Annotated in this window: 6 protein-coding genes; all 6 read left to right on the top strand. The window is 41.9% G+C overall.

The genetic code is table 11. The annotated features are described in order from the left end of the window. Position 1 precedes the first annotated feature (1 nt). The 6 genes from QUA56_RS30180 (at position 2) to QUA56_RS30205 (ending at position 13722) form a co-directional block, all read left to right on the top strand. On the top strand, positions 2–4276 hold the full coding sequence (locus QUA56_RS30180) for a beta-ketoacyl synthase N-terminal-like domain-containing protein (RefSeq protein ID WP_333365697.1): 4275 nt from the start codon (positions 2–4) through the stop codon (positions 4274–4276). Between the two features lie 105 nt (positions 4277–4381). Further along, on the top strand, positions 4382–11992 hold the full coding sequence (locus QUA56_RS30185; protein WP_333365700.1) for an amino acid adenylation domain-containing protein: 7611 nt from the start codon (positions 4382–4384) through the stop codon (positions 11990–11992). A 79-nt stretch (positions 11993–12071) separates the two neighbouring features. After that, a complete protein-coding gene (panD, locus tag QUA56_RS30190) occupies positions 12072–12428 on the top strand; it encodes an aspartate 1-decarboxylase (protein ID WP_333365703.1) in 357 nt (118 codons plus the stop codon). Between the two features lie 130 nt (positions 12429–12558). Then, entirely contained in the window at positions 12559–12894 is a 336-nt protein-coding gene (locus QUA56_RS30195) for a hypothetical protein (RefSeq protein ID WP_333365706.1), read from the top strand. After that, complete coding sequence (locus tag QUA56_RS30200; protein ID WP_333365709.1) at positions 12870–13361, top strand: 2OG-Fe(II)-dependent halogenase WelO5 family protein; 492 nt, start codon at positions 12870–12872, stop codon at positions 13359–13361. Before QUA56_RS30195 ends, QUA56_RS30200 begins: the two co-directional genes overlap by 25 nt. Before the next feature lie 55 nt (positions 13362–13416). After that, the gene (locus QUA56_RS30205) at positions 13417–13722 is read left to right on the top strand and encodes an alcohol dehydrogenase catalytic domain-containing protein (RefSeq protein WP_333365712.1); all 306 of its coding nucleotides are present in this window, start codon (positions 13417–13419) and stop codon (positions 13720–13722) included. Positions 13723–13796 lie beyond the last annotated feature (74 nt).

A 13796-nucleotide genomic window follows, 5' to 3' on the forward strand; every position in this document is an offset into this window, starting at 1 on the left:
AATGACAATAGCTATAGATTCAGTGCATAACAATAATGAATTTAACGGTTCTGAAATAGCAATAGTTGGTGTTGCTGGTAGATTTCCAGGCACAAAAGATATTGAATCGTTTTGGCAGAATTTACGAAATGGTGTAGAATCTATCTCGTGGCTAACGGATGAAGAGTTGATAAAATCTGGTGTTTCTCTAGATTTACTGAATAATCCTAATTATGTAAAATCTAGTGCTGTTTTATCAGATATTGAATTGTTTGATGCAAATTTCTTTGGTTATAGCGCCAAAGAAGCTGAACTAATAGATCCACAACAACGCCTATTTTTAGAATTGGCTTGGGAAGCTACAGAAAAAGCTGGTTATGACCCGGAAACCTACAGTGGTTTAATCGGGGTTTATGGTGGTGTAGGGATGACTAGGTATTTACTCACCAATCTAATTCCTCATTATCAATTATCAGAAACAATTGACCCTCTGCAATTAGCAATCTCCAATGATAAAGATTTTTTACCGACACGAGTTGCATATAAGCTTAACTTGACTGGACCAGCAGTAAATGTGCAAACAGCCTGTTCTACTTCTTTGGTTGCTGTTCATGTAGCTTGTCAAGGTCTCTTAAATGGTGAATGTGACATGGCTTTAGCTGGTGGAGTTACTTTGGGCATTCCTCAAAAAATAGGGTATTTGCATCAAGAGGGAATGATTCTTTCTCCTGATGGACACTGCCGTACTTTTGATGCTAAAGCACAAGGAACGATCGCTGGTAGCGGTGCTGGGATTGTGGTATTAAAAAGATTAAAAGATGCGATCGCAGACCGCGACCAAATCCATGCCATTATTAAAGGCTCAGCAATTAATAATGATGGTGCAATGAAAGTGGGCTTCACTGCTCCGAGTGTTAGCGGTCAAGCAGCAGTGATTGGCGAAGCTCAAGCTATAGCTGGTGTAGATGCCGAAACAATTTCCTATATTGAAGCTCATGGTACTGCTACACCTATAGGTGATCCCATTGAAATTGCAGCTTTAACTCAAGCTTTTAGTCAAAGTACAGATAAAAAAGGTTTCTGCGCTATTGGTTCGTTAAAAACCAACTTAGGACATTTGGATACAGCAGCAGGTGTGGCAGGTTTGATTAAAACTGTATTAGCACTGCAAAATAAAATGCTGCCTCCTAGTTTGCACTTCGAGACACCTAATCCCAAAATTGATTTTGCCAACAGTCCTTTTTATGTCAATACAACGCTAAAGGAATGGATAACAAATAATACCCCTCGCCGTGCTGGAGTTAGTTCTTTTGGTATCGGAGGTACTAATGCTCATGTCATTTTAGAAGAAGCACCTGTTTTTGGGCAGGGAGCAGAGATCAGGGATCAGGGGAGAAATTATCATCACTTGTTGTGTCTGTCGGCTAAGACTGCGAGCGCCCTTGAGAAATCAACAGCTAATTTAATCACGCATTTAAAAGAGCATCCAGAACTGAATTTAGGCGATGTAGCTTATACCTTGAATAGTGGTCGCCGAGGTTTTAATTACCGACGAATGTTAATTTGTCAAGACTTAGAAGATACTGTCCAAGCTCTCAGTAGCATAGAGCCAAAACAAGTTTTTACTAATTATACAGAGATTACAGAACGGTCTGTCGTCTTTATGTTCCCTGGTCAAGGTTCTCAGTATGTCAACATGGCGCGGGAAATTTACGAAACGGAGACAGTATTTAAAGAACAAGTTGATAATTGCTCAGAAATTCTTAAACCCTTACTAGGGATGGATTTGCGTCATATTATTTATCCCAGCGAATCAAATATTGATGAAGTATCAAAGCAACTTCAACAGACAGAAATTGCTCAACCTGCTATTTTTGTAATTGAATACGCCCTAGCTAAATTATGGCAGTCATGGGGAGTGGAGCCACAAGCTGCGATCGGTCATAGTATTGGCGAGTATGTAGCAGCAACTCTAGCAGAAGTTTTTTCCCTAGAAGATGCCTTATCTCTGGTAGCAGCACGCGGACAGATGATGCAGCAACTGCCCACTGGGGCAATGCTTTCAATTCCCTTGCCCGCAGACAAGATAAAATCCCTGTTAGGTGAAAAACTTTTTGTTGCCGCGATTAATCAGCCCTCCCAGTGTGTAGTTTCCGGTTCCATAGCAGCAGTAGAGACATTACAAAATCAGCTTGCTACTCAGGAGATTGAGTGTCGCCGTCTGCATACTTCCCATGCTTTCCATTCCCAAATGATGGAACCAATATTAGAGGCATTTGCAGATCGAGTTAAAAAAGTTACTTTAAATCCCCCCAAACTTCCTTACATCTCCAACCTCACTGGTACTTGGATTACAGTCACACAAGCCACAAATCCTGATTACTATGCTCAACATTTGCGTTCCACAGTGCTATTTTCCCAAGGTGTCGAGAAATTATTGGCAACACCAGAGCAAGTCTTACTAGAGGTAGGACCAGGACATACATTAACTACATTAGTTAAAAGGCATCCAGACAAAGCATCTGCACAAACAATCTTGACTTCGGTACGTCATCCTCAAGAAAAGCAATCCGATACTCGTGTTTTATTGAATACATTAGGTCAACTCTGGTTGACTGGGGTCAAAGTAGATTGGTTTGGATTCTATACTCAGGAAGAATATTACCGTCTTCCCTTACCGACTTATCCCTTTGAACGCCAACGTTATTGGATTGACCCCCCACAAAAAGCAGCTTGGGGACAGTTGCAAATCTCACCCACAACATCACAATTGTGGACATCGCTTACACAAGCAGGTCAAAAACAAGCAAGTGTGAGAAATGCAGAATTAAACGAGTTAACATATCAAGAAAACAGACAGTGGTTGGATCGTTTATGTACGGCCTACATCAACTCTGCATTCAACCAATTAGGGGCTTTTAGCAATCCCCAACAAAAGTATTCTTTTGAGAATTTGTTAGCGCAATGGCATATTTCTCCCCGCTATCACCAATTGTTGTCTAGATGGTTGCAAATATTGGTGGAACAAGGACAACTACAGCAACATGAGGGGTTATTCACCGGGCTAGTGCCATGTTCGCAAGATTATATTAACGAACACTTAGAAGAAGTCAGAACCAGGTTCGCTCCTTCATCTTTAGTAGATTTAGATTTAGTGCAACGCTGTGGTGAAAATTTAGCTGCTATTGTTGTTGGTGAACAAGAACCATTAGAGATTTTCAATGAACTGATTTACCAAAAACAAAACAACAGTTCACATTCCGAATCTACCTTAAATACTTACTACAACTCTATCTTGCGCTCAAGCTTAGAACAGGTAGTCAAGTCATTGCCATCATCCGTTCACCTGAGAGTTCTGGAAATCGGTGGGGGTACTGGTATGTCTACGCAAGCATTACTACCTGTGTTGCCGCCCACACAAACCAACTATACTTTTACTGATATTGGTAGCGGTTTCCTGACTCAAGCGCAACAGAAGTTTAACGACTATCCATTTGTTGAATATCGATTACTAGACATAGACAAATCTCCTACTGAACAAGGGTTTGAGAAGTACAGCTTTGATGTAGTCATAGCTTCTAATGTATTGCACGCAACTCAGAACATAGATCAAACACTCCACCATGTACGCTCTTTATTAGCTCCTGGCGGCTTCCTCTTACTGTGGGAAATAACTAAACCGAAAATAGACTTTGATATTAGTTGGGGTCTGCTAGTGAAACCTTTAGACGATAAGAGGCGCAGCCCAGGTCAGCCTTTTATCATCACAGAACAGTGGTTTGAAGCATTACGCACTCAAGATTTTGTTCAAGTTGCTGCGTTTCCCGAAACTGAAGCGTTTGAGCATCAAATTATTATGGCTGTTGCTTCTGCATCAACCGCATTTAGCGCAAAAAATGGACAAAAAGAGACTGACTCAAAATCAGAGATTTCATTACAAAGAAAGCCGGATGTTCTTCAGCTAGAAAAATTATCGGCACTCCACTCCAGACCTAGTTTGCCAAACTCCTATATAGCTCCCCGTAATGAAACTGAGCAAAAAATTGCCGATATTTGGCAAGAATTATTAGGAATTCAACAGGTGGGAATAGATGATAGCTTTTTTGAATTAGGAGGAGATTCCTTAATAGCTGTTCAAGTTTTATCCCGATTGCGAAAAACTTTTTCTATTAAATTAACTGTAGCCAGTTTATTTGAATCTCCCACAATAGCTGAAATAGCACCAAAGCTAGAAAAACAACAACTAAAACAAAATACTAAGACAGTGTCAAGTGGGAGGGAAAAAATAGAAATATGAGCAACATATAAAACTTTCTATACAAATTATCGAACTTTACCAAATAATTTGTGATTAGCTCACACATTCTGCTAAACTAGTTGACGATATGAAGGATATGATTCTATGAATCTCAAGCAATTTGTAGTAGAACTCTCTCATCAGGATGTGGAGTTGTGGGTTGAAGGCGATCGCTTGTGCGTTGATGCTCCAGAGGGAGTATTAACACCAGAAACTCGTGGCTTATTAACTAAGCATAAAACAGAACTTATTTTGTTGCTGCGCCAGGAAAATGCGGACAACGCTACAGATTTACCGCTGATTAAAGCCGAGCGTCCTCAGAACTTACCTCTGTCTTTTGCTCAAGAACGACTCTGGTTATTAAACCAATTGGAACCAGATAGCCCTTTCTACAACGAACAAATAGCTCTAAAACTTCACGGTAAGTTGAACGTCGTGGCGCTAGAGAAAAGCCTCAACAAGATTATCTCTCGCCACGAAGCTTTACGTACCAACTTCCATACCATCAACGAACAGCCAGTCCAGGTCATTGCTGACACCTTAACTTTAAATGTGCCAGTAGTAGACCTAACAGAACTACCTGAAAGTGAAATAGAAATCGCCTGCCAACAATTAGCTACGACGGAAGCTGCTCAACCGTTTGACCTTGCTAGTTCTCCTCTAATCCGAGCTTGTGTGGTGAAACTCAAAGAGCTAGAATACGCTTTCGTACTAACAGTGCACCATATTTTAGTGGATGGTTGGTCAACAAGCGTATTGATGCGTGAGTTAGCAACCATTTACTCAGCCCTCTGCAATAACTTATCCCCAGAGCTACCTGAGCTACCAATTCAGTATGCCGATTTTGCAATTTGGCAACGGCAATGGTTGCAAAAAGAATTACTACAAACGCAGCTTGATTACTGGAAGCAATTACTCAAAAACGCTCCTACCTTACTAGAATTACCCACAGACAGACCTAGACCAGCCATTCAAAATTACCGGGGCGCAGTCCAATATATAGAATTATCAAATGAACTGAGTCAAGCGATCGCCAATTTCAGCAGGCAGGAGGGAGCCACCCTATTCATGACGCTGTTTGCAGCTTATGTTACCTTGCTTTATCGCTATACAGGCTCCGATGACATTGTAGTGGGTACACCCATTGCTAACCGCGATCGCTTGGAACTTGAAGGGTTAATTGGCTTTTTTGTCAATACTTTAGTATTACGTACTGATTTGTCAGGTAATCCCAGTTTTAAGGAATTGCTCAGTCGAGTCCGGCAGGTGACACTCTTATCTTATGCTCATCCAGACTTGCCCTTTGAAGAGTTGGTAAAAGCATTGCAGCCACAACGAGACCTCAGCTATACACCACTGTTTCAGGTGATGTTTGTCCTCCAGAATGCGCCTATGTCTGAGATAGAGCTTGCTGGCTTAACTATCAGTTCTTTGCCAACCCAAAGCGCAGTTGCCAAATTTGATTTAACTTTATCATTGCAGAACACGGCAACTGGACTAGTGGGTATGTGGGAGTACAACGCTGACTTGTTTGATGCAGCCACTATTAAGCGGATGAGTGGGCATTTGCAAACATTGCTGGAAGGAATTATTGCTAACCCACAGCAGCAGATTTCCCAATTACCACTACTGACAGAAGTTGAGCAACGACAGTTACTTGTTGAGTGGAACAACACTCAAGTAGACTATTCCTTTGATAAGTGCATCCATCAGTTGTTTGAGGAGCAAGTTCAGCGCAGTCCGGATGCTGTGGCAGTTGTGTTTGGAGATGTACAGACGCAACATGTCGCGTCTCTAACATACCATCAGTTAAATTGTCGCGCTAACCAGTTAGCACATTACTTGCAGTCTTTGGGTGTAAAACCAGATGTGTTGGTGGGATTGTGTGTAGAGCGTTCCTTAGAAATGGTAGTGGGACTACTGGGTATTCTCAAGGCGGGTGGTGCATACCTGCCACTTGATCCAGATTATCCTCAAGAGCGCTTGAGCTTTATGCTTGAAGATGCTCAAGTTCCAGTACTGCTGACACAACAGCAAGTCCTTGAAAAGTTGCCTGAGCATCAAGCGCAAGTTGTATGTTTAGATACTGACTGGCAGCTTATTTCTCAGTCAAGTCAGGATAATGCGATTGCCGATGTGCAAGCAACTAACTTGGCTTATGTGATTTATACCTCTGGTTCTACAGGTCAGCCTAAAGGGGTTATCGTCCCACATGGCGCGATCACCAACCACTGCTGTATTATTCAAGAGGTTTATGAACTTGAAAAGAGCGATCGTGTACTCCAGTTTGCCTCAATCAACTTCGATGCCTCATTAGAACAGATATTTCCTACACTAATAGTTGGGGCTACCTTGGTACTCCGAGGCTCAGATGTCTGGACTCCGACAAACTTCCAAAAAATAATTTCGGATTTTGGACTTACTGTTGTTAATCTCCCAACAGCCTATTGGCAACAATTGGCTCAAGAGTGGATCAAAACACAAGTGTTAAATACCAACAGCCAACTGAGACTTGTAATTGTTGGTGGAGATGTAATGGTGCCCGAATATGTTGCCATTTGGCAAGAAAGCGCAATGTCTTGTGTTCGTCTGATCAACGCTTATGGTCCCACAGAGACGACCATCACCGCAACTCTGTTTGAAATTCTTCCTCAGTTGAGTGAAGACATCAATTTGAAAAAAATGCCTATTGGTCGTCCCCTGCCTAATAGGACTGTATATATTCTAGATAAGTATTTACAGCCTGTTCCCATTGGTGTACAAGGAGAATTGTACATTGGTGGTGTGTGCTTGGCAAAAGGCTACCTCAACCGCCCAGCATTGACAAACGAAAAATTCGTCCCCAATCCCTTTAAAAGAAGCAGGGGAGCAGGAGAGCAGGGGAGCCAACGCCGTGTGGGGGTTTCCCCCGTTGAGGCGACTGGTGTGAGCAGAGGAGAAACAGAAGACCAATCCTTTAATTCGGACCGCCTCTATAAAACAGGGGACTTAGCACGCTATTTAGATAAAGGTAATATAGAATATTTAGGACGCATAGATAATCAAGTAAAAGTACGTGGTTTCCGTATCGAATTGGGGGAAATCGAAGCAATCCTGAGCCAACATAGTGATGTGCAGGCGTGTTGTGTCATTGCCCGTGAAGACATTCCCGGTGATAAACGCTTAGTTGCCTACGTGGTAGCAAATCAGGACTATACACCCAGAATCAGCGAACTGCGGCAATACCTCAAAGCAAACCTGCCAGAGTACATGCTGCCCAATGCTTTTGTTATCTTGGGGTCCCTGCCACTCACTCCCAATGGGAAAGTAGACCGCCGCGCTTTGCCCACACCAGATTTGCACAGCGATAATACAAAAAAATATGTAGCCCCACGTACTCCGATTGAAGAACTGTTGGCACACATTTGGGTGCAAGTCCTGAAAGTAGCACAAGTGGGCATTTATGATAACTTCTTTGAACTAGGGGGACACTCACTACTCGCAACACAAGTGGTTTCACGTATCCGCAACATTTTCAAAGTGGAACTACCATTGCGTGAGTTGTTTGCCACAGCGACAGTTGCCGAATTAGCACTCTTCATTGAGCAGTTACAGCAACAGGACTTAGAACTGTCTGCACCACCCATTTTACCAAGAGCGAAGAATACAGACTTACCATTGTCATTTGCTCAGCAGCGTTTGTGGTTTTTAGACCAGTTTGACCCAAACAGTTCCTCTTACAACATTCCTGTGGCTTTGCGTTTAGTCGGAACTCTTAATCAAGCAGCCTTAGAGCAAAGCTTACAAGAAATTATTCATCGCCACGAAGCCTTACGTACCAATTGCGTCACCGTTAATGGAAAACCAACTCAAATCATTCAAACACAAACGAATTGGACAGTTTCAGTTGTTGATTTGAAGTATTTACCCACAACCGAACAAGAAAGTGCTTTACAGCAATTAGCGCAACAACAAGCTATTCAACCGTTTGACCTGGCAACTGAAACATTGATCGGGGCAACATTAGTAGTATTGTCTCAAACAGAACACGCCTTATTAGTGTGTATGCACCATATTGTCTCTGATGGTTGGTCAATGGGTGTGTTTATCCAAGAACTAGCAACACTGTACAATGCTTACTCTCAAAATCAACCGTCACCGTTAGCACCACTGCCGATTCAGTACGCAGATTTCGCAATTTGGCAGCGAAACTGGTTGCAAGGAGATGTTTTACAAAGGCAATTGAATTACTGGCAACAACAACTAAAAGATGCACCAGCTTTATTGTCGCTGCCCACAGACCGACCAAGACCTGCTGTGCAGACTTTTGCTGGCGCACATCAAGAGTTTGCACTGTCAGTTGAGTTAACTGATAGGTTGACCAAACTGAGCCAGGAGCAAGGAGTGACGTTGTTCATGTCGCTGTTGGCAGCATTTGATACCCTACTTTATCGTTACACAGATACAGAAGACATTGTAGTAGGCACACCAATTGCTAACCGCAATCACAGTGAAATTGAAGGGTTGATTGGCTTTTTTATCAACACCTTAGTGATGCGTACAGACTTATCAGGCAATCCTAGCTTTAGTGAGTTACTCGCTCGTGTCTGCGAAATGGCTTTGGGAGCCTATGCTCATCAAGACTTACCGTTTGAAATGTTGGTAGAAACATTGCAGCCAGAACGGGATCTGAGCCATACACCTCTGTTCCAAGTAATGTTTGTCCTCCAGAATGCGCCCATGTCTTCAATAGAACTGACTGGGTTAACTTTCACTCCATTGATGACAGAAGGGGCGACGGCAAAGTTTGATTTGACTTTATCAATGCAGAACACTGCTACTGGACTGGTAGGTGGGTGGGAGTACAACACTGACTTGTTTGATGCCAGCACTATCGAGCGGATGACGGGGCATTTTGTGATGTTGCTTGAAGGTATTATTGCTAATCCAGAAGAGCGGATTTTGCAATTACCTCTGCTGACACAGCCAGAGCAACAGCAATTATTAGTTGAATGGAACTCGACTCAGGCGGATTATCCAATAGATAAGTGTATCCATCAGTTGTTTGAGGAGCAGTCTTTGATCACACCCGATGCTGTCGCAGTTGTGTTTGAAAATCAACAACTGACTTACCACCAGTTGAACTGTCGTGCAAACCAATTGGCACACTACCTAAAATCTTTGGGTGTAGGAGCGGATGTGCTGGTCGGGTTATTTGTGGAACGCTCATTGGAAATGATTGTGGGGTTACTTGGCATTCTCAAGGCGGGTGGAGCTTATGTACCTTTCGACCCACAGTATCCTCAAGAACGTTTGACTTTTATGCAGAAAGATGCATCTGTGCCAATTTTATTGACCCAACAGCGACTTCTAGAGAAGTTGCCTAGCCACCAAACGCAGCTTGACTTCGGCTTCGCTCAGTACCAGGTCTGTTTAGATAGTGACTGGCATCTTATTTCTCAGTTCAGTCAAAATAATCCAATCACTGACATACAAGTAACTAATTTAGCTTATGTGATTTACACCTCTGGTTCCACAGGTCAACCCAAAGGAGTACAGGGTCTACATCAGGGTGCAATTAATCGTTTTTACTGGATGTGGCAGAGTTATCCTTTCATAGAAAGAGAAGTTTGTTGCCAAAAGACATCGTTAAACTTTGTAGATTCTGTATGGGAAATTTTTGGACCCTTACTTCAAGGTGTCACCATAGTAATTGTGTCTGATAAGGTTGTTAAAAACCCAGAACAGCTTGTATTTACTCTAGCCACCAATCAAGTTACAAGGTTGTTACTTGTCCCTTCATTGCTGCGTGTATTATTGGCAACTAACAACGAGCTAGAGTTGCAGTTACCTAAGTTAAAGATGTGGGTAACTAGTGGTGAAGCACTTTCGAGTGACTTATTACAGAAATTCCGGCGAATTCTGCCCAATAGTACTTTATTAAATCTTTACGGTTCATCAGAAGTGTCGGCTGACGTAACTTGTTGGTGCGTCGAGCCGCAAACCCCCATATCACAGATTAGTATTGGAAAAGCGATCGCTAATACGCAAATTTATATTTTAGATCAACAACAACGACCTGTTCCGATTGGTGTACCAGGTGAGTTATATGTTGGTGGTGCGGGATTGGCTAAAAGCTATCTCAACCGCCCTGAAATGACGACACAGAGATTTATCCTCAATCCGTTTAATAATTCAAAATGGAATCGCTTGTACAAAACAGGGGATTTAGCACGCTATTTGAGTGACGGTAACATCGAATATTTAGGACGCATCGATAATCAGGTTAAAATCCGTGGCTTCCGCATTGAGTTGGGAGAAATTGAAGCAGTACTGAGCCAACACATTGATGTGCAAGCATCTTGTGTCATTGTCCGCGAAGACATCCCTGGCAACAAAAACCTAGTGGCTTATATCGTGCCTCATCCACAGGTGACACCAATAATCAGCGAACTACGTCAATCGATCAAAGCCAAACTACCCGAATATATGGTACCAAATGCTTTCGTAATGCTGGAGTCCCTACCCCTTAATCCCAACGGCAAAGTAGACCGCCACACCCTGCCTGTACCTCCCCAAAGCAGTGACTCGGATAAATTTGTTGCGCCCCGTAACCAATTAGAACTGCAACTAGCCCAACTCTGGTTAAACATTCTTAAAATTGACAAGGTGGGAGTACAAGATAACTTTTTTGACCTCGGTGGTCATTCCCTTGTAGCTGTTTACTTAATGGCTCAAATTAAACAGCAGTTTGGTAAAGATATTCCCTTAGAAACCCTCTTCCAAAATCCAACTCTTGAACAGCTGGCGACAATTGTGCAAAAGGATTTAGATTACTCTAGTGAGTCTTGTTTGGTAGCAATTCAACCGAACGGCTCTAAACCACCTTTGTTTTGCCTTCCAGGAGCTGGTGCCAATCCTTTCTATTTGTATAACTTAGCGTGTTGTTTAGGACAAGACCAACCATTCTACGGTTTCCAAGCAAATGTTTTTTCTGGAGAATTAGAGCCAAGCATACAAGTTGAGGATATAGCTGCCCAGTACATTCAAGCACTACAGGTTGTTCAGCCGCAAGGGCCATATTTATTGGCAGGACATTCTTTTGGAGGTAAAGTTGCCTTTGAAATGGCACAGCAGTTGCTTCACAAGGGTCATGAGGTCGCTTTAGTTGCTGTTGTTGATACTAGAGCACCATTTGATCAGGAAAAGCCAACAAGTTTTGATTGGGATAATGCTAAATGGCTACTTGAAATTGTTCACACAATGAAAATTTTTTACGCAAAAAACCTAGATATCTCTGATGATATTCTTCAATCTTTGGTTTGGGAGGAGCAACTAAAATACATTCTACAACGGTTAAAAAATGTAAATATCCTGCCTCCTGACTATGAAATTACGCAGCTAAATAATATGGTGCAAATTTTGAAAGCTAACTGTTTAGTCAATTATGTGCCACAACAAGTCTATCCAACCCAAATTACCCTCTTTCGCGCTAGCGAGGCTTCTGTTGAGGAGGCTAACGATCAGTTACCTCCTGAAATTTTACAGGATTTGACCTGGGGCTGGAGCAAATTTTCTGCTAAACCAGTGAATATCCATTTTGTTCCAGGCAACCATGTGACTATCATGACTCAACCCCATGTTCAGGTTTTAGCTGAACGGTTAAAAGCCTGCATTGAGCAGTCACAGAGAAACACGATTTCCCAGAAAGAGCGAAATCTGCTAACCAACTCTTAGCAAATTTGGAATTGGCTTAACAGTCAAGTAGATAAAACCTCTGAAACTCACGTTAATAATCATCAAATGGCGGGAAAAAATGCTAATTACAATGTTTAAAAGCAAGTTACATCGAGTGACTGTAACTGATGCCCAACTGTACTACGAAGGGTCAATTACGATTGATGAAGAACTGCTAAAGATTGCTAATATCTTGCATCATGAAAAGGTACAAGTTGTTAATGTCAACAATGGTTCTCGACTGGAAACTTATACTATTCCTGGTGAATGGGGAAGCCGTGTAATTTGTCTGAATGGTCCGGCTGCTCGGATGCACTCTGCTGGTGACGAGGTAATAGTAATAGCTTACGCTCAGATGTCTCCAGAAGAAGCTTTGCTGCATCATCCAAAAGTGATTAAAGTTGACAAAAACAATAATCCACTTGAAGAATTATAGTTCGGTACTTTTTACTCAGCACTAATAAAGTACTGAATTTGGCATATCTAGAGATATCAGTTTATCTCTAGATATGCCAACCCTAGTGGGATTAGAAAGGGTTTATTTGAGAAATGTAAGGAACTGTATTATGACTGCTGCTTCTAAACAGATTAAATCGACAGCGTGGGATAAAAAACAAGAGTATCCTTTAACTGCAGAATCTTTAAAAATGCTGCTTGAACAACGAATTCCTCTGATTCGGCTGAAAGATTTTGCTAGCGCCCAAGAGTGTGAAATGTTAGTTGCTCAAGCTGAATTTTTCTACTTTGACTGCTATCAAGATGTGAATCCCAAAATTGAGCGAATTGGGATCACAGTGTTTGAATATAATCGCATTAGTAAAGCAGCTTATTTTCAAGCAGTAGAACGCACAACTAAATTAAGAGACGAGACTGCATTATGGCAGCCTCTTTCAATCCATTAGAACGCTTAATGATGAAAATCCGAGAGTGTACAGGCGCGACTGTGCGAATTGCTTCTGAACCATTCTATGGTAATTACTACCCAGGACTGATTAGAAAAATAGAGCAGGGTACTCAACTTCATATTGATTATGCTCCGTTAGAACAATCTGAATGGGAAATTGGTACAGTTATTTTTCAGCTTTCCTGGAATTTGTACTTAAAATTTTCTGCTAATAATTATGGCAAAACACGTATTTACGATCGCCAGTGGCAACCAGGAGATGACCAATATAAACTCGATTTCTACGGCTATGGTGATACAGTAATTGCAGATGCAGATACGATCGCCTTCCAACCTTATGTCGGAGATGTGTTCATTTTCAATACACGCAATTTTCACATCGTTGAACCGATGGATGGACAACGTGTGACTTTCACTTCCGCGATCGGATTACTACCTAACGGTGAAATTATTTTGTGGTCTTGAAGTTGATAAGTAGGAAGCAGAAAGCAATTTGGTAAATATAGTGAGGAAGTAATTTATGCCCTTAGCAGCTGTGATGACTGCACCTAATCAACCCGTTGTAGTCCAACAATTACCAGACCCGATTCTGGAAAAGGGTGGAATCATTCTTGAAACCTTATATTCTGAGGTTTGTGGAACTGATGTACATTTACTGCATGGCCGTTTAGAGGGAGTACCGTATCCAATTATTCCCGGTCACTTCTTAGTTGGTCGTGTGGTAGAAACAGGTGGACGGGTTAGCAATGTCAATGGTAAATTAATTGAGCCTGGAGCGATCGCCACCTTTCTCGATGTTCACGAAACCTGTTACAACTGCTGGTAAGCTGTTCGACATCTAAACTGCATTAATTAAGTTACCTTTGTTTTTGATCTTTCGGTTCCATTTCATAATTAATT

Source organism: Microcoleus sp. N3A4, from assembly GCF_036701805.1.
Classification (GTDB): Bacteria; Cyanobacteriota; Cyanobacteriia; order Cyanobacteriales; family Microcoleaceae; genus Microcoleus.